A 23,554-nucleotide genomic window follows, 5' to 3' on the forward strand; every position below is an offset into this window, starting at 1 on the left:
GGAGAAAGACTATGTGTGGAATCACTGGATGGCTGTCCTACAGCCAGAACATGGAAACGCAACGCGGCACCCTCCAACGCATGACCGACACTATGGCCCTGCGCGGACCGGATGCCGGTGGGCTGTGGATCGACGGTCCAGTCGGCCTAGGACACCGACGCCTGTCGATCATTGACTTGGAAGGTGGCCGTCAACCAATGACAGCCATGCACGGCGGCCTGCGCGAAGTGGCCGCTATCACCTACAGCGGCGAGGTCTACAACTTCCAAGAGCTGCGCACCGAGCTGCAGCAACTCGGACACCAGTTCGAGACCCGCAGTGATACCGAAGTGGTTCTACGCGCCTATGTGGAATGGGGCGAAGCCTGCGTGGATCGTCTCAATGGCATGTATGCCTTCGCCATTTGGGATCTGCGCATCCAAGAACTACTGCTGATTCGCGATCGCATGGGTGTCAAGCCGCTGTACTACTTCCAAACCTCCGACGGTGTGGTATTCGGCTCCGAGCCCAAGGCTCTGCTGGCCAATCCCCTGGTGCCGCGTAAAGTGCGCGCCGATGGCCTGCGAGAAATTCTGGAAATGGTGAAAACGCCGGGGCATGCCGTATTCGCCGGCATGAACGAAGTGATGCCAGGCGAGGTAGTGCGAATCAACCGCCAAGGCCTATACCGCCGCCACTATTGGAAGCTGGAAGCACGTGAGCATAGCCACTCGTTGGACGAGACCATTCGCCATACCCGCGACCTGCTGGAGGACATCGTCGAGCGCCAGATAATCGCTGACGTACCGCTATGCAGCCTGCTCTCAGGCGGGCTCGACTCTTCAATCATCACCGCGCTGGCTTCGAAGAAACTGCTGGCAGCCGGCAAGGAGAACATTCGCTCCTTTTCCGTCGACTTCGTTGATCACGGCAGCGGCTTCACCAGCGACGCCGTGCGCGGCACGCCGGATGCCCCATTTGTCCGTGATCTAGTGGAGAAGATCCGCTCCAGTCACCAGGAAATTGTCCTCGACAGTCGCGAACTGGCCGACCCAGCGCTACGTGCGCAGATCGTTCGCGCCCTCGACCTGCCTCCGGCCTTCTGGGGGGACATGTGGCCGTCGCTCTACCGCCTGTTCCAGGAGGTGCGCCGGCAATCGACAGTGGCACTGTCCGGGGAAAGCGCGGACGAGGTATTCGGCGGCTACCGCTGGTTCCACGACCCTGAGGCGATCCAGGCCAACACCTTCCCCTGGCTGACCTCGGTCACGGGCAAGTATTTCGACGGTAAGCCTCTGTTCGATCAGGGACTGCTAGCACAGCTGGACATGCAGAATTTCCTGCATGACAGCTACACCCAAGCGATCTCCGAAGCACCGGTACTGCCGACCGAAAATGCGATAGACCAGCGTATGCGTCAAATGAGCTACGTCAACCTGACGCGCTTTGTGCAGACCCTGTTGGATCGCAAGGACCGCATGAGCATGGCCGTCGGTCTCGAGGTTCGGGTGCCCTTCTGTGACCACCGGTTGGTCGAGTATGCCTTCAACATTCCTTGGGCCATGAAAGCCTTCGATGGGCGGGAGAAAAGTATCCTGCGCGCAGCGACTCGAGACCTGCTGCCGGAGTCGATCAGCGAGCGGGTCAAGAGCCCCTACCCCTCGACCCAAGACCCTGCCTACGAACAGACCCTACGCGATGCCCTAGCCGCCATCCAAGCTGATCGAAACGCGCCGGTGACGCCGCTCCTCGACAGAGGCCGAATCCAGCAAACACTTGCCAAGCCGCTCGGTAGTGTCTCGCCCATGTACGAGCGCATGGGCATGGAGTTGGCGGTCGGCCTCAACAGTTGGCTGAACGAGTACGACGTGAGTCTCGAACTCTAGCTCTCACGCGATGTGGTCCCGACTCGGGGCCACATCCCTTCCCTTAAATATTACCTGGAACCCAAGTGAGCAATGAGTATGAATACTCCTAACCAATCTTCCGTTTACCTAATAGCCTTGGGAGCCTTTGCCCTCGGCATGGCCTCCTACGTTACCGCTGGGCTGATTCCTATGATCGAAGCCTCATTCGCGGTATCCGTGTCGATGGCTGCACAATTGGTTACTGCCTTCACCCTCGCCTATGGACTGGGCTCTCCAATTTTTGTTGCCTTGACCCCAGCCCATCGACAGCGTGCCGGCCTGCTCTTGTCTCTAGGCCTGTTCGTCATCGCCAATGCCGCGAGCGCACTGGCCGAAAGCTTCACTGTGCTAATGATCTGGCGCGCCATTGCGGGTGTAGGTGCCGGCGTATACCTGGCCATGGGCATTGGCGCCTCTGCGGCAGTTTCCACCCCAGAACACCGCGGCAAGGCCATTGCAATCATTATGGGAGGCATGGCCAGCGGTGTGGTGCTTGGCGTACCGCTCAGCCTGTTGTTTGCCGAGCAGATGGGATGGCAATCGGCGCTTTGGCTTGTCGCCCTACTCGGCTTGATTGCCTTTGTCGGCTTGCTGCTAAAACTTCCAGCCCTGCCTGTAGCGACAGCCAGCTCGTTAAGACAGAAGCTGACTATTCTCAGCGACGGCCATGTGCTTGTCATTCTTACAGTCTCCCTGCTTGCGGCCATTGCCAGCCTAGGCATGTACACCTTCATCGCTCCGCTATTGGCTGACCCGGCCTATGGCGCCGTGCGCTCAGTCACACCCTATCTCTGGGTCTGGGGCATTGGCGGTGTACTCGGCAGCTTCTTGGTCGGGCCACTGGTAGATCGTCTAAAGGGGCCAAATGTGACCTTTGCCATTATGTTGATTCTTGCAGTATCATTATTTGTTCTACCGCTTACGGCTGCGCTAAGTACTTGGTTGGTGATGCTACCGATCGTTCTTTGGGGAGCCGTTGGTTGGGCCTTGCAAGTGCCACAAAACAACGAACTTATCCGGGCCCGCCAAGCTAAGGGCGACGGCAATCTAGCCATTGCCCTGAACGAATCAGCGCTGTACTTGGGCAGCGCCATTGGTGCAGCAGGCGGAGGCTTCGTACTGCTGCTGCAGCTACCTGTCTGGTCACTGGCAGCATGCGCTGGCGGTGTAGCAGCGCTGGGTGCTCTTCTGCAGATCGTTAATCTGCGCCGGCCGCGAACGCTGGTAGCCGAAACGCAAGTTGGCTCCTGTAATTGAGGTATCGGGAGAGAATAGAGCGCCGGTTGATTATACGTACCTGAAAGCCGGTCTGAAAGTTGGTGGCACGTCGCTTAGCGTCGTCGCTGCCAACTATTGGTGAGATGCCCTAGAAGAGATGCAGCAGGACCAGGACAACTATCTGGCCACCTACAATGCAAAACCCCCGCACCAAGGGCGAAGCATGATGGGGGATGACACCCTATGCCGTTTCAAGAAAGGGTTTCCCAAGACGACAAAGTGGGAAATCAGATAAACGGCACAAAACACTGCTTAACTATAGGGAGCCCACGAGGTGTGGGTCAGACGGAAACCATTACTGCATCCATCTCATGCCTATTGACACATGCATCAATACAGGTACATTGACACATGAGAGGCTTGCTCTCAAACACATAAGGAAAACCACCATGGCTCTTAAACCAGGCCCAAAACCAACTGCCAAATCAACAGGGAAACTTGATCAACGTCGACGTGACAATAAAAACACACCGGGAAATACCCCGGAATTAAAACCTAGCAAATCCTCAAAAAAATAAGTTAGATTGCTCTTTACCGACAAAAGCTACCGTGACGGTAGCTTTTTTATTACTTATCGCACTCAGTGGCCGGCCTGAAGATAAACGCCGCGGGCCACCCCCTGCTCCACCAGGGTAGAGGCACACAACAGGCCGCGCTGCGCATGGGGGTGCGGACAACCTTCACTGACGTTGACATCGATCCTTGCCGCACCCCAAAGTGGACAACCTTCACTGATGTTGACAGCGTTCACGTTCAACAGCCAGGCTCCTAGCAAGGAAGTCGCAGCGGGCGCTCAGGTTGTAGAAATCAATCATGATTTCCAGCCCAGGCAAAACCTTCAACCAGGTTTCGTTCTCTTGGTTTTTTCCGAGACACAGGATCGACCTCCCAGTTGTAGATCTAACGCCCGCAGCATGCGCGGCTTTGGAATGGAAGCGAAGCCGCAATGGAAAAGATGTCACCGTGCCTGCGATTGATAATTTAGATCCGCCTCAAAATTTTGATGCTGCTTTCTACGAGAATTTCTGGCGTGTGCACCTGTCGCGCATTCCAATAGTCGTTTGCCTTGCCGGTTAAAGTCGAAAGATCCTCTCTCGCGGCAAAATCTAGATGTGACAAGCAGCCCCTGTGAATGGGTGCACTTGGGTCCGTTAGCTCTACCTCATAAATGAGGTCCAGCACGCGGTTGTTACTTTGAAGAAAATCCCTTAGGTTTTGTTCAGACTCACAGAGGAAAATGCCTTCGTATCTACTTGGCTTTTGCGGGAAGTTACTTTTTCGGACACTTTCAAAAATCTCTTCCCGAAAAAGCAGCCATGGGTTTCCAAAGCCATCCGTCCGGTATGAAGCGACTATCCTCCCCCAGTTACCGGGGTTGACAACGGACCCTGGCTCCAGCGGGTACGAGCATGAGAAAAAGTAAGTCGGCACGAATGCTCCCTGTATCTTTGAAACTAACGCCGCCAGCACGCGTGGGTTTGTAGCGAAGGCGAAGCCGCAACGAAAAAACCGTTGCCGTGCCTGGCCTTGTTAGTTTAATTACTGGCCAAACCTAAAAATTGCTTTAAAGCCACACTGCACGCGCTTTTGAGTGATTTGGAGTATGCCATTATACAATTCATCAAACTGCTTTTTATGCCGAATGACAGAATCCATATTCTCCATATGGCTTTCAATAAAATGAAACAGCTGATTATTGAGCGCGGAGCTTACTACGCTAACATTATCCAGCAACTTGTTCATGGCCTCATAGTCTTCAGAAAAAACATTTGTTAGTTTTACACTCCAAAATTCTAGTTCGCGGTGTGACTTATATAGATCTCGTCGGGCTTGATATAAGTGACTCCAAACATTATTTAAATGCTCAATACGCTTTACTGATATGCCTTTACTCTCCACCTGCAATCCAGGAACTGGACATATGTGGTTGTACTGAAACAGCAGTTCATGCAAGTGCTCTTCTATTTCATCTATTGAAGCAACGTACTTTTTAGCAGCAAAGTAGGCATCTTCTTTACGCTTGCTACTTAGCCATTGAAAATAAGTGAAGAAACCGAAAGAAAAACCAAAAAAAGTTACAAGAAGCGTGCCTACATCAGTCCACTTTACGTTTGAGAACATGTTTTTATGTTCAGTAGCACCAATAAAATATCCAATTACCAATATACATAGCGCTACAAGCAACCCAATTCCATATTTCATCATTTATTTAACTCGAAGTGTTGCTGCTTTGCTCAAATTAACGCCGCGCACACCGGCGCGAGCTTGCGAGCGTCTGGCAGCCGAAGGCTGTGGACTTCCCCCGACAAAGTGGACACTGGAGTGGGGAACACCACGTCCAACAACATTTTCTTGTTATACATTTAGATCGTACCGCTCTTTAAGCTCACCAAAAGCAGACCACCTTTTTGTTCCAATGCCTATTAAGTTTGCGCCGTAATAGCTAAAAAATGATGAATAGTGGTTTTGCTTAGTAATAGCATCCATACAAGCCCTAACAATAACTTGCCTTTCAATAATAGCCATATCTTTCCCGTATAAGTTTAACATAGGAAGCCAATCATAAAGGGGGCGGCAATTGTCAAATACAAACAAGTCGAGATACATTTCTCTACTTTTTGCTTTATATTTTGCTCTCCAGTGCGCATCCATATTGGCGTGGTGCGCATTACCTAAATGATTAAGAGCGAGTTCTATCCACAGATGTGGCATTGGCACATCACAGAAAACACCTCCATTTTTGTCGGGAAGAGCTGCAATTATTTCTTCAATAGACTTGGATAAATCTTTGGATAGTGTGTCTTTATATGAATATTGTGCGTTTCTAAGCAGATCATAGAGTTGTATGCTTTCTAAATACGACAAAGTCTTTTTATTGGTGGTAAATTGCTGGTACCAATACTTTCCTAAGTTAGTCTTAGAATCTTTAAGCCTTAATATAAAATTCCAAATTGGAAAATCTTCATGGTTTTCATACACTTCACCTCCAGATAACACCTTTAAAGTGTCATCGGATTCAAAATCATCAACGGTATCGTAATCAGGAATCGTAACCATTTTTCTGAGATTGGATTTAATTTCTTGATCATTCATTTTCAGAAACATCCGCTTTAGAGCTGAACTGCTACCAACTCTTAACATCGGCTGTATATAACTTGCGGCAATAGTTGGGTAGTGTGTAGAAAATGCACTATATGCTGATTCAAAGTTAGATTCAATTAGATCTTCAAATATAGAGTCTTCTTCATCAAGTTCATTTTCATCGATTTCACCTTTTCCTATGTATCCGTGACAGTCTGCCCCTTCTACGAAACTTGCGTCTTTGCTATCTCCACTGTATATAGACGCCTCAAGAAAAGCATGACTCCTAAAGTAAGCCGATAATAGTTCTATATTTTCATCCGTTTTATCTGGTAGAGAACTATTTACGACCAAAACACCTAGGTCACTCAGTGAGTGACTTTCAAATACGGAGTTTATCGTGAGTATTGGCTTGGAAGCTTTACTAAACAATGGAGCAGTGAAATCTAGATATATAATATCGAACTTAAATGAAATCACCTTCATTAGTTCAGATATCACTCCTTTAAAAATTTTCAATGAAGGATATTTTTCTTGAGCACTCAACAAGGCTGAAGAGTACATACTTTTATCAGATTCGATAGCCCACACATTTTCAATTTGAACACCGAGCTCAAGCATTATTTCTAAATCATTTTCTGGTTCCGGACCACAAAAATAGGCTATTTTTAATTGTTGTGGCTGCTTGCTTTCATATAAGTTATTAGAAAAGTTTGCCCAAGACTCAATGAACTCTTCATTAGGACTTTCGTAAGGGATTATTTCGTCAAAAGCGTAGTCCCACAACCTTCTAATGTAGTTAGGTTTTAATATCCGCTGCTTGTCTCTTTCAACAGTTAACTTCCTAATAGCTCTAGTCCAAATTTCAATTCGGCTATTTTCTTTTACATCTTGTGTATATGTAACCATGTCTTACCCATGAATAAATGTATAACGCCAGTGGTAATGGGCGCCAACGGAGCGCAGCGTAGTTGGCGTCACTTTGACCACATTGTTAGGCATCATTAAGCACCCGAAAGCTCTGAGGTTGTACTCCAAACGCATTCTTAAAATGAGCCGATGCCCAAGCCTCCAGTTCATCCATTGAAAATTTACTAGTCAACCACCAAAAGTCATAGCTAAAATCCCCATCGTCAATTATCCACTGACGACATAAATTATATGTAGCAACCCAAGCATAGAATTTATCAAATGATGACTGTACTGATTTCTGGTCTTTATCTGCGAATAGCCTTGGATAAATATCTCCATCTGCTTGGTCTTTAAATAAGGCTTCGTGCTCATTAAAAAGACGAACACTCTCTTCTGTGCACTTATTCCCAGCCAAATACACACCGGTCCAACAAAAATATGCAGGGTTAGAGAGCTTGTCTTGCTGATATCTTATAAATCTCGAAAAAATTAATCTAATCGGCTGATTCTCCTCACTGAATTCAAACTTCCTTTCCTCCTCCATCAGTTTTATAAGACTGGGTTCATTCTCAGCCCATCGCGATATTAAAGAGGCAATCTTCATGGGAGATGGACAAACTACAGCTTTCGATAGTAATTCAGATGCCTCGAAATACTCTGAGGAGGAATAGTCTTGAATATAACCTTTAAGCTCAGGATGCTTCAGAGGAACCATACGGCATAAAAAGAAAAACCTAATTCCTGGATCAACAGATTCGATAAATGACTCAAAGTGCATTATATCGAATGGAAAACCATCTCCAGGATTCATTGCCAAGTCAAGTATCAGAAGAAATAGTGCGACTATTGGGCTATCTATTGAATTTGGGCGCTCAGTCTCTGTAAGCTCCAGAAACATCGCAAACGCCTTATAATAAACTCCGTTAAGCATACCTAGCTCTTCGAAATCATCCCAAGTAAGTTTGCCTCCGGACGCAAAGAAAAGATATTGCATTTGCAAAAATCTGGCCTGACCTTCGTAGATTTCTTTTAGGCCCACTGGCGGGACCCCGATACTAGAGCCATGATAATAGCCTTCGACCTTATCATTGCTTAACTTTTCAAAACCTTCTCCCCAATCTTTTGCGTTAGGAAAAAACTTAAGCTCCCGGTCAAAACAAGAAGAAAGGAGATTGATGAAAGATGAATACGCGATATGAAAAGAATGGCCTACTGATTCGAATAGGCTATCATTAGAGAATTTTTTTACAGACTCCGGCACTATAACCCTGAATTTGAAAAACTCAATGTCATGGAAATTATTCAAAATTATATTTATGGTCTTAAATTCATCATCTTCAGGATTAACCTCTTTAGCGTTCAGTTCATTATATTTTTTGATTGACTTAACCGGCCCAACAATATCTAAGTATCGCTTTAGATAAGAATGGTTGATATGAGTCTGCGAAGGATAACTTAAGCTTAAGATCAAACCGGAAATAGAGCCAGAGTGTTGCCACCAATGAATTGTTTCGTGGAAATAAGTAGAGAATGCCTGGATTGTATCGAAATCATAATCGCCTGGCTTTGCGATTCCACTTTCAACTCCGTTAAGGAGAGCGTGGAGATCAGGCCTCAGTCTCAGTACGAATTGCATTGTGTCATATAGGCCCCTCGCATTTAAGCAGCTCTTATAATCTTCCGTATATTCGCTAGACCACTGGTCCCGCAGGATTTCCCTATTAAGCTTCAAGCGGATTCTCCATAATTTGGTTGCATTTACGCCTAGCAGTGATTGGACTGCATGCCCTGATATTTAATGAACACCCTGCGCGTTCAACAATATTAGCCAACACGCTCCATTACTTTCAGCTAATTGATTTGTCCAGCACCTAAGTATAACTCGACCACCTATACAGAATTCGCACACGTACGCGTTTTTCCGGAACCAATACACTGTATGCGCCCAAACTAATAGAAAAGGAGAGAGGCAACTAAGCATTACGAACCATGCCAGTTAACCGAATCCTAAACCAGCCAAAAGCCGCGCGGCCTCACCCGTATAAACAAGCCACCCAACCACCCCACAATTCATCACCACCCCACACCAAAAAATTGCCTGAAATGGCTGCTTCCTGGTTTTGTGCCGAAACAGTCGCTGCGCCACCAGCGCGCCGGGCCAGCCACCGATCAAGCCTGCGAAGAGCAGCGTGGCTTCCGGTGTGCGCCTGCTGCCCTTCCCTGCTGCGGCTTTGTCGATGCCATACATGGCGAAGGTGATCACGCTCAGCAGTGCGTATGCCGCGAGGAGCTGCCATGGCACGTGGCCGGCAGCGCTCGTAGCTGCCAGGAGCGCGAAGAATGCAGCGGCGATGGCGCATGCCAGCATCAGCCCTTTGGAGCGTGGTGATGCGTGGCGTGCCGCTTTCAGGTAGAGCGCCTTCTGCGCTTTCGGTCTGTTCTGGCTATCTTGTGCCAGCTGGTAGGTAATCGGCTCGTTGACTGTTGGGCGGCGCCCACCGCGGGGAAAGGCGCTGATGTGGACGAACACGCGAGGGCCGCCTGCGGCTGGCGTGATGAAGCCGAAGCCCTTGGCGTCGTTCCACTCGGTGAGTTTGCCTTCATGGCGCATGGGTTATCTCTTCTGAGTCAGTCTTTTGCAGAGAATACCATGTGCGAGCGAATCTATTTGAATTCAGTAAGTTACTAGGAAATGTAAATAAGACTTGATTTCGTCAGGCGGGAATAATGGGGAGTCGGGGCACGCTACCGCCCCTGCTGGCAGAATGGATAATGATTCGCATCATCCTAATGCGGCAGTCCCTGAGTACGTCTTGGTTACTTAGCCGTCTACTGCGGCTTTTTACTAACCGTAACCAAGGGAAACGTTTAGGGCAATGCCAACTAAAGCATTAGGTATAATTAAGAGCCCCGAAGGTTGGATAACCAACCTTCGGGGTCTGTTATTTACGACAGGTCCGCGTTACAGCCGCGGACCTGTCGTTCAGCGGTGCAGGTCGAAGCGATCGTTTTCCATGACCTTGACCCACCCTTTCACGAAGCGGTCGATCATGCGCTCCTCACCGCCGTTGGCGGCGTACTCCTCGGCGATGGCGCGTAGCTGGGAGTTGGAGCCGTACACGAGGTCGACGCGGGTGGCGGTCCACTTCTTCTCGCCCGTCTTGCGGTGGCGGCCTTCGAAGCGCTCTTCGCTCTCGTCGAGGGGCTCCCATACGGTGCCCATGTCGATGAGGTTGACGAAGAAGTCGTTGGTCAGCTGGCCGGGGCGGTGGGTGAGGATGCCGTCGTTGTTGTCACCCACGTTGACGCCGATGGCGCGCATGCCACCGAGCAGCGCGGCCATCTGCGGTACGCTGAGGTTGAGCATGAAGGCACGGTCCACCATCAGGTGCTCGGCCGGGATGGAGGTCGCCTGGGGCTGCATGTAGTTGCGGAAGGCGTCGTGCCTCGGCTCCAGGTAGGCGATGGTATCCACCTCGGTCATTTCCTGGGTGGCGTCGGTGCGGCCCGGGGTGAACGGCACGGTGACGTTGTGCCCCGCCGCCTTGGCCGCCATCTCGACCCCGACGCTACCACCCAGCACGATCATGTCCGCCAGGGAGATGTTGGCGTCCGAGGCGTCCTTGATCTGCTCGAGTTTGTCGATCACCTCGAACACGCCGGAGCGCTGGTTGATGTCCCAGCCGGTTTGCGGTTCGAGACAAATGCGCGCGCCGTTGGCGCCGCCGCGGTGGTCGGTCTGGCGGTAGGTGCAGGCCGAGGCCCAGGCGGTGCTCACCAACTGCTTGGCGGTGAGGCCGGAGTCGGCGATCTGCTGCTTGAGGGTGGCGATCTGCTGGTCGTTGACCAGCGGCCCCTGGTGCTCGGGTACCGGGTCCTGCCAGATGAGCTCTTCGTCCGGCACCTGCGGGCCGAGGTAGCGGGCACGCGGGCCCATGTCGCGATGCAGCAGCTTGTACCAGGCGCGGGCGAACTCGTCGGCGAGCACGTCCGGGTTCTGGTGATACTCCTTGGCGATTTCGAGGTAGGCGGGATCGGTGATCATCGCCATGTCGGCGGTGTTCATCACCGGCGGGTTCTTCTTGCCTTCCACGTGGGCGTCGGGCACCCAGTAGCCTTCCTTGACCTCGACCGGCTGCCACTGGTTGGCGCCGGCGGGCGACTTCTTCACCTCCCACTGGTGGGCGAAGATGGTGTTGAGGTAGGAGTTGTCCCACTTGGTTGGGGTCGGGGTCCAGGCGCCTTCGAGGCCGGAAGTCACGGTGTACTCGCCGAGGCCGGTCTCATTGGTGTTGGCCCATCCGAAGCCCTGCTGGTGGATCTTCGAGCCTTCCGGCGCTTCGCCCACGGCATCCGGCGAGCCGTTGCCGTGCATCTTGCCGAACGTGTGGCCGCCTACCGTCAGCGCGACGGTCTCGCGGTCGTTCATGCCCATGCGGGCGAAGGTCTCGCGTACGTCCTGGGCGGACTTCATCGCATCCGGCACGCCGTTGGGGCCTTCCGGGTTGACGTAGATGAGGCCCATCTGTACCGCGGCGAGGGGGTTGTCCAGCGTGCGGCTGCCGTCTTCCCAGCTGCCGGTGTAGCGCTCGTCGTTGGTGGCCAGCCATTCGGTCTCGGGGCCCCAGTAGATGTCGTCCTCCGGTGCCCAGATGTCGGCGCGCCCGTAGCCGAAGCCGAAGGTGCGGAAGCCCATGGTTTCCAGCGCCCGGTTGCCGGCGAGCACCAGCAGGTCGGCCCAGGAGATTTTCTCGCCGTACTTCTGCTTGATCGGCCACAGCAGGCGGCGCGCCTTGTCCAGGTTGCCGTTATCCGGCCAGCTGTTGAGCGGGGCGAAGCGCTGGGCGCCGGTGCCGCCGCCGCCGCGACCGTCCAGCGCGCGGTAGGTGCCGGCCGCATGCCACGACATGCGAATGAAGAACGGGCCGTAGTGGCCCCAGTCGGCGGGCCACCAGTCTTGCGAGTCGGTCATCAAGGCATCGAGGTCGGCGCATAGCTCATCGACATCGAGCTGCGAGAACGCCTCGGCATAGCTGAAGTCGGCACCGAACGGGCTGGCATCGGGGTGCTTCTGATGAAGAATGTTGAGGTTGAGCTGGTCGGGCCACCAGTGCTCGTTGCCCTGCAGACGGGACGTGGTGCGCGCCCCGTACTCCCGGCGTGTAGGCTTTTGATCGGACACGGTCTTCTCCTCGACTGGATGGTGGCCTACAGGACAGTTGGACTGACGATTTTGTATCGCCTCGGATTCAGCACCCTCTGACCGAGCCAGAAGGAAGTGAGGCGTCCTGTAAGCCGTCAAAATACAGTGAAGGAGTCAGGAACGAAGCCGTCAAGCAAGAGGGAGGCTTTCGGCTCGATAGGGGTAGGCTATGGGGCTACTCAGTGAAGCCGCATGCCGTTTCGACGACCGCCGAGAGATGTTGCGCCCACAGCCGGTAACCGGCGAATGTCGCTGCTCCTCCGCTCTCTCCTACGCTCCCTCCCCTCCTGCGCCCCCCCTTCCTAAGCGTCTCTATCCTCCCAGCTGCTACGCCCTCTCTTCATTTCCAGAGGGGGTTCTGACCGATGGTCGGGCAGTGCACCGTTGGCGCTTATCAGCTATTGCGAATCAAGAACAAGCAGGCTCTGGCTGAGGCCGTTAGATGCACCACATCACAAGGATTGGGCAATACAGGAGTACCCAATGATCCCTTTGCATCGCTTTATCGCCACTTCCTCCCTCGGTCTGGGCGCCCTCGGCCTAGGCGCCCTTGGCGCGGCTACGGCGCTACCTACCCAGCAGGCTCATGCCGGTACCTTCGTTCACCTGTTCGAATGGAAATGGACCGACGTGGCACAGGAGTGTGAGAATTTTCTCGCGCCGAAGGGCTTCAGCGCCGTTCAGGTGTCGCCACCACAGGAACACATACAAGGCGACACCTGGTGGACCCGGTATCAGCCGGTGAGCTACCAATTGCACAGCCGCAGTGGCGATGCCAACGAGTTCGCCGACATGGTGCAGCGCTGCAACGCCGTCGGCGTGGATATCTACGTGGACGCGGTAATCAACCACATGGCCGCCGCCGGGGACGGTACCGGTACCGCCGGCTCATCCTATGACTCCGGCTCCCTCGACTATCCCGATTACAGCAGCAATGACTTCCACCCCCACTGCGACATCGAGCCCGAAGACTACCGCAACGATGCCTGGCGGGTGCGGCATTGTCGGCTGGTGGGCCTGCCCGACCTGAACACCTCGGACGATTACGTACAAAGCACTCTTGCCGGCTACCTGAACCACCTGACCTCCCTGGGAGTGAAAGGCATTCGCGTCGATGCGGCCAAGCACATGGCGCCGTCCGACATCAGCGGTATTCTCTCGCGGGTGAACGATCCCCTCTACGTCTTCCAGGAGGTGATCGACCTGGGCGGTGAAGCGGTGAGCGCCGACGAGTACACCGGCCTTTCCGACGTCACGGAGTTTCGCTACAGCGCCTCGATCGGCGATGTCTTCAAGAATCAGCGCCTTGCCAACCTGAGCAATTTCGGCGAGGCCTGGGGATTCCTCTCCAGCCAAGATGCGGTGGTGTTCACCGATAACCACGACAATCAGCGCGGCCACGGCGCTGGCGGCGACAATATACTGACCTATCAGGACGGCAGCCTATACAACCTCGCCAATGTATTCATGCTGGCCTGGCCCTATGGTTATCCGAAGGTGATGTCGAGCTTCAGTTTCACCGACAGCGAACACGGGCCGCCTGCCGAGCACGTCTACCAGAATGGTAGTGCACAGTGCGGTGGCGCCTGGGTTTGTGAGCACCGCTGGAGCTCCATCGCCAATATGGTCGAGTTCCGCAACGTCACCGCTGGCACCGAGGTAACCGGCTGGTGGGACAACGGTAATAACCAGATTGCCTTCAACCGGGGCAGCGAGGGCTTCGTCGCCATCAACCGGGAAGGCGCCTCCCTCTCACGCACCTTCGATACCACGCTTCCAGATGGTGATTACCGCAACATCGCCGGAGACGGGAGCTGCGTCAGCGTGCAGGGTGGCCAGGTCGCGCTGAACGTTCCCTCGATGGAGGCCGCGGCGCTGCACGTGGGTGCGCTCTGCAATGGCGATGGTGACGGTAACGGCAATGACGATCCGCCCAGCGATGAGAACGTAAGCGTGTCTTTTACCTGTGCGAACGGCACCACGGAACTTGGCCAGAGTGTCTATGTGACCGGCAGCAACCAGGCACTAGGCAACTGGTCGCCCGCCGAGGCGCTCAAGCTCGAGCCAGTGAACTACCCGACCTGGAGCGGCACCTTCAACATGCCGGAGAATGCCAATATCGAATGGAAGTGCATCAAGCGCAGCGAGACCGAGCCTGAGAGCATGCTGGAGTGGCAACCCGGGAACAACAACCTGCTTGAAACCGGGCAAGCCGGCTCTACGGTGAGCACTTCAGGAAGCTTCTGATTCTATGGCTCAGGCCATCATGCGTCGTGTACTGCCGGGCCGTTTTCCGGCAGTACCGAATTGCACCGGAAGCTCGAAGCCACCGTGACCTCCCCCCTGGCTTAGCTCCGCTCTTCAGCGTGCACGCAGCCCCAGCACTGCCCGCTGCGGTTGGGGAAGCGCAGGAAAGCGCCCCATGGGCGGCACCGCTGCGAAGACGACAGGTACTGAGCCGCAACGCTCGCGCACTGCCGAGACCAGCTCGAGCAGCTCCCACGCCAGCGGCCGTTGATTCGCCGATCAGCAGGAGGTTGAGAGTTGGAGAAGAAGTGAGAGTGGGAGAAGCGCCCGGCACCAGCCCGGTGCAAGGACCGCTCGCCTCCGGCAAGCGCGGGATGGTGCGCCGTAGCCGTCGCCCCTGGAACATGAGAATCGGACCGAGCACCAGGCTCAGATTCGTTGCACTGCGCAGCGCCGGCTCACCCATCGCCCTACTCCGGATAAGTTACCAGCGATAAATATGGGCGACTCGGCTGAGTCGGACAACTATAGATCGAGCATGCCTTCCAGCTCACTCTCGCTGACGCCGAGCATCTGCAGGATATTGCGCTGGGCGGCGTTGAGGATGTGCTGTCGTTCCTGCTCACCGGGCAGGCTCTTGGCGATGGCCACGGCGCCGACCAGGGAAGCGAGAATGGCGCGGGACTTGTCGGCGATGACCTCGCGGTCGGCTTCGAAGGGCAGCTTCTTCAGGCGGCTCAAGGCGATGAGCCGGGTTTCCAGCATCTTTCTCATGCTCAGGTAGGAGGCTTCGAATAGCGTGCGGACCTCGGCGTTCTCGTTGCCGATCTCGTTGAACAGCACGGTTTCCGGCCCCGGCTTGTGCTTGCGCTCCAGCTCCTGGAGATTCCAGCAGTTGGCTACCAGCTCGGTCAGGTGCTTCACCGAGAGCGGCCCCTTGACCAGCCTGGCCGCGCGGCTGCTCTCGAGGGTTTCCCGCACCGAGGCGTGGTAGAGCGCTTCCTTCGAGGCGAAGTGGGCGTAGAAAGCGCCGTGGGTCATCTTGGCCAGCTTCATGATCTGGGCGATGGAGACCTTCTCGAAGCCCTTGCGGCTGAACAGCTCGATGGCCGACTTGAGAATACGCTCGCGCGATTTGGCCTTGTGGTTCGTCGAGTAGGGCATGGCAACTCACACTCCCACGGTGAATATTATGTTGATCATATCAACCTGACTGTTAGCGTGGCACAACCCCAAGCTGTTCAGGAAATTACCATGCAATCACCGCTCGTCATCACCGGCATGGGCATGATCAGTCCCCTTGGTTGCGGCGTCAAGGCAGGCTGGGAGCGCCTTCTCGCCGGCCGTTCCGGCATCTCTCCGATCACCCGCATCGATACCGGCGAACTGCCGGTCAAGGTGGCAGGCGCGGTACCCGGCATTGAGGACGATCCTGAAGCCGGTTTAGATCCGGACCGCGTGCTGGACGCCAAGGAGCGTCGCAAGCTGGAGCTGTTCAGCCTCTATGCCATGGCCGCCGCCGAAGAGGCGCTGACCCAGGCCAATTGGTTCCCCGAGAGCGATGAGGACCGGCTGGCCACCGCCACCATCATCGGCTCTGGCATCGGCGGCTTCCCTACCATCACACAGGCGCAGAACACCCTGACGACCCGCGGCCACCGCCGGCTCTCCCCTTTCACCGTGCCGGCTTTCCTGGCCAATCTGGCGGCAGGTAACGTCTCGATTCGCTATGGCCTGCGCGGACCGCTTGGCTGCCCGGTCACGGCCTGTGCCGCCGGCGTGCAGGCCATCGGCGACGGCATGCGCATGATCCGCAGCGGCGAGGCCGAGGTGGCCCTGGTGGGCGGCGCCGAGGCCTGTATCGACCCGCTCTCGCTTGCCAGTTTCCACGCCATGAAGGCGCTCTCCACCGAACAGGACGACCCCAGCAAGGCGTCACGCCCCTTCGACCAGGGCCGCAACGGCTTCGTGATGGGTGAAGGCGCAGGGCTGCTGGTGATCGAAACCCTGGCCCATGCCGAGGCGCGCGGGGCAACGCCGCTGGCCATTCTCAGCGGCTACGGTACCAGCGCCGATGCTCACCACATCACCGCCGGCCCGGAAGATGGCGGCGGTGCCGCGGCAGCCATTCGGGCCGCGCTACGAATGGCGGGGCTCGCTCCCTCAGATATCGATCACATCAACGCTCACGCCACCTCGACCCCGGTGGGCGACCGGGCCGAGATCGCCGCCCTGCGCAACGCCTTCGGCGACGCCCTGGGTGGCATTCCGATCTCCGCCACCAAGTCCTCGACCGGGCATCTGCTGGGTGCCGCCGGCGGCGTGGAGAGCATCTTCTCTGCCTTGGCAGCCATGCACGACCGCCTGCCCCCGACCCTGAATCTGGAGAACCGCGACGAGGATCTGCACGATCTGGATATCGTCGGTGAGGCGCGGGAGCACGCCACTCAGCACGTGCTGTGCAACGGGTTCGGCTTCGGTGGGGTGAATGCCGCGCTGATCGTGAGCAAGGTGTAGGTGGGAAGTGTGCCGGTAGCAAACGCTACCGGCACATGAGCGAGGCGCCTGTTCAGTGCGCCAGCATTTCCTGCACGATACCTTCGGCATCCAGCTGTGACGGATAGTAGGTGGGCCAGTTGGTGAGCTCTTCCAGCAGCGCTTCCCGATCGTCTCCCCAATACAGGTGGAAGTGGTGGGCATCGGTCGGAAAAATGGCGTGGTCGCTGAACTGGATGTATTGCGGCATGTCCTCGTCGCCTTCTTCGCGCTCGAAGATGAACCTGACGCCTCGGTTCCCGGCGTCGTACGTCAGGATTTCATACCCGTCATAGACGTACTGACCGGTCCTCTCCTGGTCGTCCTCGTAGAAGGTGACGGAATCGCCTTCGATGACGATACGATCGACGTCCGTCCGGTAGCCCGTCTCATAGTATTGCTTGTACTCCTCGGCGGTTCTCTCGTCGCTTTGCTCTGCCTTGTGAGCAAACACTTCATCGAGAGTGCCATCCTGCAGGTAGGGGTAGACGGACTGCCAGTCTCCTTCCCAATCGGAAAGGGACCGATCCTCGATCTGACTGTCTTCGAAATAGCCCGCGTAGATGTCCTCGTCGTGGCTATGGTCGTGATCGTGGCCGTTGTCATGGTCGTGACCGTTGTCATGGTCGTGATCGTGACCGTTGTCATGGTCGTGATCGTGCTCGTGCTCGTGATCGTGCTCGTGACTATGATCGTGATTGCCGGCACTCTCTTCGGCAGAGGCGGAATCTCCGCTCTGTGCGATGGCCAGCGGCGTCCCTGCCACAATCAGAAGGCTGACGGCTACGGCGCTCATCTGTTTGGGTAATGTCAGTTCCATTGGTACACACTCCTTCCATTTCTTGGCTCGGGTTTCATCATCCAGACGAATGGCAAAATGCTATGCTATAACGTTGCTTTCACAGTCAAGCACACTTCAGTAACTGAGACTACCTCTCGATGCGGGTGTAGCCGGTAGATCTCACTAGTGGCGATGGCCGTGGCCGCGGTGGTGGACATACCGCCGAACCTGTTCGTCATCGAGCACCGTGAGCATGACCAGGTGGTATTCGAGGTGAACCGCTCGTAGCTGCCCCCAGCGCCGAGCCGTCTGATCGGTGAGGCGCTCGATTTCTTCGAGCGTTGCGCGTTGCTTGGCAAAGAGTTGATCGAGTTCGCGCTCGCTTTCGATCACTTGCTCGCCAAGCTCACTGGCACGTTCACGCATGCGCTCAAAGGCTTGTTCGGTGCGCTCCCGCTGCTCTTCCGTCAGGTTCAGTGTGTCGGCCAGCTCCAGCACGTGCATGGGGCCTGGGTAGCCGTTCAACTCCGCCGGCAGGGCCAGCCCCATCCCTCTACCCTGCTGGAGCCCTTCCACGTCGCTGGCGGAGAGCGCCTTGATCTCGCGTGAATGGAACCCGGCGTAGGAGCCGTGCCCTGCCGCTTCCCCCTGGGCCGCCCCGGTGGTGAGAACTAACAGCACAAAAGCCAGCAGACGTGTCATTGAAATGCCCTCTCTCGGTTTCGGTTGCATCTAGAGTGGGCCCGGCAGCATCATTTGGATATGAGCGAGATCATATCCAGTCCGTTACCGGGCATCGCCTCGACCCTGGAGACGCTAGCCGGCCGCCCTGGCCATCGGCGCCGGCTTGCTTCCGGGGAGATGCTGTTCCGCGCCGGGGAGCCTGTCGCCTCGGTGTACGTGGTCCTGTCCGGCCAGATGCGGATGATGAGGATGAATCCGGCGGGAGCGGAAGTGACCGTTGACCGCGCCGGCCCCGCCCGCTGGTTGGCCGAGGCTTCGTTGTTCGCAGCTCGCTACCATTGCGATGCAATGGCCGACACCGAGGCTTGTCTGCTCAGCTTGCCCAAGGTCGCCGTAGTCGAAGGCATGCAGCGGCAACCGACGCTGGCGACCGAGCTCATGATCGACCTGGCCCGGCGGCTGCATGAGGCGCGCCTGCGCATCGAGATTCTCAACATATCCAGCGCCCAAGAGCGCCTGCTCACCTATCTACAAGCGCACGCCAGCGGAGAGAACGCGGAGTTCACGCTGCCGGGTAGCTGGAAGGCTTTGGCCGGAGAGATCGGGCTGACGCATGAATCGGTCTATCGCGCGCTGGCGCAGCTTGAGCGTGAGGGAAGAGTTCGGCGCGATGGCCGGCAAGTCTGGCTAGCGCCTTTGCAGAACTGAGGATGTGGCCTACGCCCTTCACTTCAGCCGTTCAAGCCGGCCCTTGCGTTTGACGATGTTTCGGTAATCCCACTGGATGTCGCGGGCTTTACCGAGCCAGCGCTTGAGGTCTTCAACGTTGACCTGCTCGGCGGCGGTGTAGCGGGCTTCCGCGGCCTTGAAGCTACCCTCTTTCTGCAAGCTTTCCTCTTCGAAGGACTGGCCGCTCCAGAACAGTAGCCGCACGCAGTGCTTGAGCTTCTTGTAGCCGACTATCGGGTTGTCATCGAGGAACCATACGGGATGGGCATGCCACACTTTGCCCTCGGCCTCGGGCAGGTGCCGTTCGATGGTTTCGGCCAGGAGGTCGCAGATGGCTTGGTCGCTGGGCTCCTGCCGTTGGTTGTAGTCGAGGATGTCAGGATGCATCGCGCCCCCTCCTTTGGCTGATGCAGCGCTCGTAGCGAATGGATAGCTTCTCGCAGATTTCCTCCAGACACTCTTCGAAAACCGGCTCCATATCACTGTAGGCGAATGCGAGTTGGTTCATGATCTCCATACACAATAAGCCGTACAAGCGGATCCAGCACCATAGGAAGACATGGACAGCTTCAGGCGGCAATAGCCCATCAATAGCTTCGGAGTAATCTTGGAGTTGCCTTAGCAGAGAAGGATCCAGCTCATCCAACGCCGGGACGGCGAACGGCTTGGTCTCCCACACTTCCACCAATTGGTCCAAGAACGTCTTACCGAACGCCACCCCCGCTTGGTGCCTGGAGGACTCCGGGTTGCGTATATCGACCGCCGGCACCGGGCTGGCAAACACCCAGCCGAACTCGGCAGGGTGCCTAACGGCCCAGGTACGCATGGCACGTGCCATCGCTATCAGGCGTTGCCCCGGTGTGCCGGATGTCGCCGCTCCCGCGGCCTTCATGTCAGCGGTCAGTTCCTCGTAGAATTCGGCAGTGAGTGCGCTCACCAAGTCATCGTGACTCTCATAGTAGCGGTACACCGCCGGCCCGCTCATGCCCACTTCTCGGGCGATGGCGTTGATGGTTACCGCAGCCGTGCCTTTATAAATCAATAGATTGCGCGCCGCCTCGCGTATCTCTGCCAAGGTAGCCTGCCTCAACCTCTCGCGTCTGCTCACCTGCGTCGCCATTGAATGCTCCCTGTCAATTTGCTTGACATGTTACACCCATTACTGTCAGTTATACCCTCTAACTAAGCTGACGGGAACCATGGACATGACGTCATCACAGCACCGGCCTCTGCCTTCGCAGCGGGCATCTCGCAATCCATTGGCACGACTACTGGCCAAGCACTTCTCTCACGGCGTGGTCACCGAGGTGGAAGACGTTACCCCCTCGATGCGCCGGATTCGCATAGCATCCGAAGCGCTGGGTGAGCTCTCGTACATCCCGGGCCAACACGTTCGGATCGAGATTAACGATCCGCTTTCCCTTTATGGGATCTTGCGCCCTGCCGAGACGCTGCGCACCTACACGATCTGGCACTATTCCCGCGAGGACCAATACATCGACCTATGTGTCCATCTCTACCGTGGTGATGGCATTGGCGTGGAATGGGCGAAACGTACTAGCCCCGGAGAAACCGTGACTTTCTGGGGGCCGCAGGGTGACTTCGTACCGCAGGCGGCCGACTACCATTTGTTCATTGGCGAAGAAACGGCTACGGTCGCCTTCGCAGCGATGATCGCCGCCATGCCCGCCGAAGCTCGGCTCTATGGCGTACTCGAAAGCGCCAACGCGGGAGAGGAGTTGCCGCTGCCTGACAGTGGGGCGTTGCTTAGAGTGCACCGAAACGGGGGTTCACCCGTAGCATCTACCACCCTGTTGGTAGCACTAGCGGAACTGGATCTCCCGGGCCAGCCTGGCTTCGCCTACATTGCCGGTGAAGCACGCACTTGCCAGCTGGCCCGACATCACCTGATCGAGGAGCGCGGCTGGCCCCGGGATGCGATCAGGACGAAGCCCTTCTGGGCACTGGGCAAGCGAGGCTTACATTAATGCGCCACATCTGCTCTTTCATCGAACCGGACAGCGGCTCCGCAAATCGATCTCATCACCCCTCATATGTCGAGACGATCATCCATTTGCCTGAGCTTGATGCGTGCCTTGATCCTGCTGAGGGCAACGGGCGTAACCCGGACGTAGCCTGCTATGTCCCGATCCGTCACTCGCTCGGCGATATGCGGGTATTCTTCGATGAAACGCTGATAGCGTTCCTCCGCAGAGAGTGTGAGCAGGTCGCGCTCACGCGCTTCCTTGCGAAAACCGTAGAGCTCGAAACCTTTCCGCAGGGCACGCTGCCACTGTGGGTGCTTGTCGCCTAGCTGATCCAGCAGGTGGTATGGCAGCGATTCGACCGAGGCCGAACAAGCGGCAACGGCGCTGAAGCTGGTAACGCCACCGGGTGATAGCCCGGCAATACTGGCAAAGAACCTACCTTCGGCAGCAAATGCCTTGACCCAGGCATCGCCGTCGTAGGTTTCGTAGACCATCTTGATGACGCCGCTTTTCACGAAATAGACGACTGGATGGGCAACTCCCACCAGGAATAAGCACTCACCAGATGCCAGTGTCTTACGCCGTAGCGCAGACTCAACAAGGTGCCAGTCCGGTAGCGAATCGCCCGCCAGCCGCTCGAGAATTTCCTTTGCCGCGCTCACTATCCTTCACCGCTCATTAACCTAGGTTAACGCTGACCGTACATCACCAAGGGATGCTGCCGCCAATATCCCCCTTAGGAGACTCATCATGCGTTGGCTCATCCTGCCGCCCAGTGCGCTACTTTTCACCGCTGTCATCATGGTTCTGCTGGATCTTTACGCTCCACTCGTGCGCCTATGGGAGACGCCGTACCGCTGGGGTGGCATTGCGGTGCTGCTCGTTGGTCTCGGCATCGCCCAGTGGCATGCACACCTGTTCCGTCGGTTGGAAACCAACATCGACACCTTCGGTGAACCCGGTTCGCTGACCCGGCAAGGCCTTTTCGCGGTAACGCGCAATCCCATGTATCTCGGCTTCGTCATCGCTCTGACGGGCCTTGCCATCTGCCTTGGCTCAGCAGCCCCTTTCCTGGCAGCGCTCTGCTTCGCCCTGCTGGTCAACTTCTGGTACATCCCGGTCGAGGAGCGCAACATGCAGCAAAAGTTCGGCCAAGCCTACCTCGATTACAAGGCAGCGGTGCGCCGCTGGCTCTAGGCTTGCCGGCCTCAACCGAGCTGAGCGGGCCTGTCACTCCCCAACGATACGGTCCCGCCCGCTCTGCTTGGCCTGATAGAGCCTCCGGTCCGCCTGTTCGATCAGGCTGGCCGGGATCCCCCCTTCCGCTGGGGTAGCGGTTGCCACGCCCATGCTGACGGTGACGAGGTGTGAGACGTCGGAAGCGCGATGAGGTATGGCTGCATCACAAAGGGCGGCTCGACAGCGCTCTGCCACCTGACAGGCGGCCTCAAGGTCCGTTTCCGGCAATACGAGAGCGAACTCTTCGCCACCGAAGCGTGCCAGCAAGTCGCGAGGTCGTGCGGCCGAGGTACTGACGATGTGCGCCACCCGGCGCAGGCAATCGTCACCGGCGAGATGGCCGTAGTAGTCGTTGTAGAGTTTGAAGCAGTCGATATCGAGCATGATGAACGAGAGGGCTTGGCCGGCGCGCTTGGCGCTGGCCCACTCCGATTCCAGTACGGAATCGAGCAGGCGCCGGTTGGCGACACCGGTGAGGCCATCCTGATACGAGAGCTCCTCGAGTTCCCGTTGCAGCCGCATCAGCTTCTCTTCGCTCTTCTTGCGCTCGCTGATGTCGAACATGAAGCCGACCAGCGCTTCCGCTTCGCCGGCTTCGTTGCGTAGCACGTGCACGACGTCACGTATCCACACGTAGCTGCCGTCGGTCTTCAGGGCACGGTAGTCCGCCTCGTGATCGATGCCATTCCTGGACTGTTCGATACAGAAGCTGACCACCCGCTCACGATCCTCCGAGTGCATGCGCTCGACCCAGTCGTCGACGGTGACCCAACTGCACGGCGACCAGCCCAGCAGCCGCTCGATCTGCGGCCCGATGTAGGAGAAGCGCATGGTCTGGAGGTCGATTCTCCAGGGGATGGCCTGGGTAGACTCCAGCAGTGTTTTGTAGACAGCGGTATCTACGCTCAACGGCGCGGCATCGTCACTCATAGTGCGTGGGCTCCACTAGGCTGCTATGCGCGTCCGTGCCGGATCGAACCTGCTAATGCTC

20 protein-coding genes are annotated in these 23,554 nt (G+C 56.2%); 7 read left to right on the plus strand and 13 right to left on the minus strand.

The genetic code is table 11. The annotated features are described in order from the left end of the window. Nucleotides 1-11: 11 nt before the first annotated feature. Together asnB and HOP58_RS12520 are read left to right on the plus strand one after the other, a co-directional pair. Nucleotides 12-1,865 (plus strand): asparagine synthase (glutamine-hydrolyzing), encoded by a 1,854-nt coding sequence (asnB, locus tag HOP58_RS12515; RefSeq protein ID WP_234260458.1) that lies wholly within the window; start codon nt 12-14, stop codon nt 1,863-1,865. A gap of 78 nt (nt 1,866-1,943) precedes the next feature. Next, nucleotides 1,944-3,143, plus strand: coding sequence for an MFS transporter (locus HOP58_RS12520; protein WP_234260459.1), 1,200 nt, complete (start codon nt 1,944-1,946; stop codon nt 3,141-3,143). A 601-nt stretch (nt 3,144-3,744) separates the two neighbouring features. Here HOP58_RS12520 and HOP58_RS12525 read toward each other — a convergent pair. The 6 genes from HOP58_RS12525 to katG all read right to left on the minus strand — a co-directional run bounded on the left by HOP58_RS12525 (nt 3,745) and on the right by katG (nt 12,339). Then, nucleotides 3,745-3,921: a hypothetical protein gene (locus tag HOP58_RS12525; RefSeq protein WP_234260460.1), complete on the minus strand. Its 177-nt coding sequence runs from the start codon at nt 3,919-3,921 to the stop codon at nt 3,745-3,747. 782 nt (nt 3,922-4,703) lie between these two features. After that, on the minus strand, nt 4,704-5,369 hold the full coding sequence (locus HOP58_RS12530; RefSeq protein WP_234260461.1) for a hypothetical protein: 666 nt from the start codon (nt 5,367-5,369) through the stop codon (nt 4,704-4,706). Nucleotides 5,370-5,519: 150 nt separating this feature from the next. Then, a complete protein-coding gene (locus HOP58_RS12535; protein WP_234260462.1) occupies nt 5,520-7,154 on the minus strand; it encodes a hypothetical protein in 1,635 nt (544 codons plus the stop codon). Between the two features lie 85 nt (nt 7,155-7,239). Next, a complete protein-coding gene (locus HOP58_RS12540; protein ID WP_234260463.1) occupies nt 7,240-8,793 on the minus strand; it encodes a hypothetical protein in 1,554 nt (517 codons plus the stop codon). Nucleotides 8,794-9,153: 360 nt separating this feature from the next. Next, complete coding sequence (locus HOP58_RS12545; RefSeq protein WP_234260464.1) at nt 9,154-9,768, minus strand: DUF1294 domain-containing protein; 615 nt, start codon at nt 9,766-9,768, stop codon at nt 9,154-9,156. 372 nt (nt 9,769-10,140) lie between these two features. Then, complete coding sequence (gene katG, locus HOP58_RS12550) at nt 10,141-12,339, minus strand: catalase/peroxidase HPI (RefSeq protein ID WP_234260465.1); 2,199 nt, start codon at nt 12,337-12,339, stop codon at nt 10,141-10,143. A 504-nt stretch (nt 12,340-12,843) separates the two neighbouring features. Between katG and HOP58_RS12555 the strand changes: the two genes are divergently transcribed. Further along, nucleotides 12,844-14,607 carry a carbohydrate-binding module family 20 domain-containing protein gene (locus HOP58_RS12555; protein ID WP_234260466.1) on the plus strand — a complete coding sequence of 588 codons (1,764 nt, stop codon included), beginning with the start codon at nt 12,844-12,846 and terminating at the stop codon, nt 14,605-14,607. Between the two features lie 525 nt (nt 14,608-15,132). Here HOP58_RS12555 and HOP58_RS12560 read toward each other — a convergent pair. After that, the gene (locus tag HOP58_RS12560; RefSeq protein WP_234260467.1) at nt 15,133-15,771 is read right to left on the minus strand and encodes a TetR/AcrR family transcriptional regulator; all 639 of its coding nucleotides are present in this window, start codon (nt 15,769-15,771) and stop codon (nt 15,133-15,135) included. Between the two features lie 90 nt (nt 15,772-15,861). Between HOP58_RS12560 and fabF the strand changes: the two genes are divergently transcribed. Next, nucleotides 15,862-17,124 (plus strand): beta-ketoacyl-ACP synthase II, encoded by a 1,263-nt coding sequence (gene fabF / locus HOP58_RS12565; protein WP_010628162.1) that lies wholly within the window; start codon nt 15,862-15,864, stop codon nt 17,122-17,124. Between the two features lie 52 nt (nt 17,125-17,176). On the opposite strand, the gene HOP58_RS12570 is transcribed toward fabF, so the two are convergent. Both HOP58_RS12570 and HOP58_RS12575 read right to left on the minus strand, forming a co-directional pair. Further along, entirely contained in the window at nt 17,177-17,962 is a 786-nt protein-coding gene (locus HOP58_RS12570; protein ID WP_234260468.1) for a metal-binding protein ZinT, read from the minus strand. 144 nt (nt 17,963-18,106) lie between these two features. Beyond that, entirely contained in the window at nt 18,107-18,625 is a 519-nt protein-coding gene (locus tag HOP58_RS12575) for a Spy/CpxP family protein refolding chaperone (RefSeq protein ID WP_234260469.1), read from the minus strand. A 60-nt stretch (nt 18,626-18,685) separates the two neighbouring features. Between HOP58_RS12575 and HOP58_RS12580 the strand changes: the two genes are divergently transcribed. Continuing rightward, nucleotides 18,686-19,315, plus strand: coding sequence for a Crp/Fnr family transcriptional regulator (locus HOP58_RS12580; protein ID WP_234260470.1), 630 nt, complete (start codon nt 18,686-18,688; stop codon nt 19,313-19,315). A gap of 18 nt (nt 19,316-19,333) precedes the next feature. On the opposite strand, the gene HOP58_RS12585 is transcribed toward HOP58_RS12580, so the two are convergent. Further along, complete coding sequence (locus tag HOP58_RS12585; RefSeq protein WP_234260471.1) at nt 19,334-19,723, minus strand: DUF1801 domain-containing protein; 390 nt, start codon at nt 19,721-19,723, stop codon at nt 19,334-19,336. Continuing rightward, nucleotides 19,713-20,456, minus strand: coding sequence for a TetR/AcrR family transcriptional regulator (locus tag HOP58_RS12590; protein ID WP_234260472.1), 744 nt, complete (start codon nt 20,454-20,456; stop codon nt 19,713-19,715). Before HOP58_RS12590 ends, HOP58_RS12585 begins: the two co-directional genes overlap by 11 nt. 85 nt (nt 20,457-20,541) lie before the next feature. Between HOP58_RS12590 and HOP58_RS12595 the strand changes: the two genes are divergently transcribed. Beyond that, nucleotides 20,542-21,324, plus strand: coding sequence for a siderophore-interacting protein (locus HOP58_RS12595; RefSeq protein ID WP_051004634.1), 783 nt, complete (start codon nt 20,542-20,544; stop codon nt 21,322-21,324). Between the two features lie 62 nt (nt 21,325-21,386). On the opposite strand, the gene HOP58_RS12600 is transcribed toward HOP58_RS12595, so the two are convergent. After that, nucleotides 21,387-21,986, minus strand: coding sequence for a Crp/Fnr family transcriptional regulator (locus HOP58_RS12600; RefSeq protein WP_202949084.1), 600 nt, complete (start codon nt 21,984-21,986; stop codon nt 21,387-21,389). 88 nt (nt 21,987-22,074) lie between these two features. Between HOP58_RS12600 and HOP58_RS12605 the strand changes: the two genes are divergently transcribed. Next, nucleotides 22,075-22,521: an isoprenylcysteine carboxylmethyltransferase family protein gene (locus tag HOP58_RS12605; RefSeq protein ID WP_234254691.1), complete on the plus strand. Its 447-nt coding sequence runs from the start codon at nt 22,075-22,077 to the stop codon at nt 22,519-22,521. Between the two features lie 33 nt (nt 22,522-22,554). On the opposite strand, the gene HOP58_RS12610 is transcribed toward HOP58_RS12605, so the two are convergent. Continuing rightward, nucleotides 22,555-23,493 carry a sensor domain-containing diguanylate cyclase gene (locus HOP58_RS12610; protein WP_234254692.1) on the minus strand — a complete coding sequence of 313 codons (939 nt, stop codon included), beginning with the start codon at nt 23,491-23,493 and terminating at the stop codon, nt 22,555-22,557. Nucleotides 23,494-23,554: the final 61 nt, after the last annotated feature.

Source organism: Halomonas sp. MCCC 1A11062, assembly GCF_021404355.1.
GTDB lineage: Bacteria > Pseudomonadota > Gammaproteobacteria > Pseudomonadales > Halomonadaceae > Halomonas > Halomonas aerodenitrificans.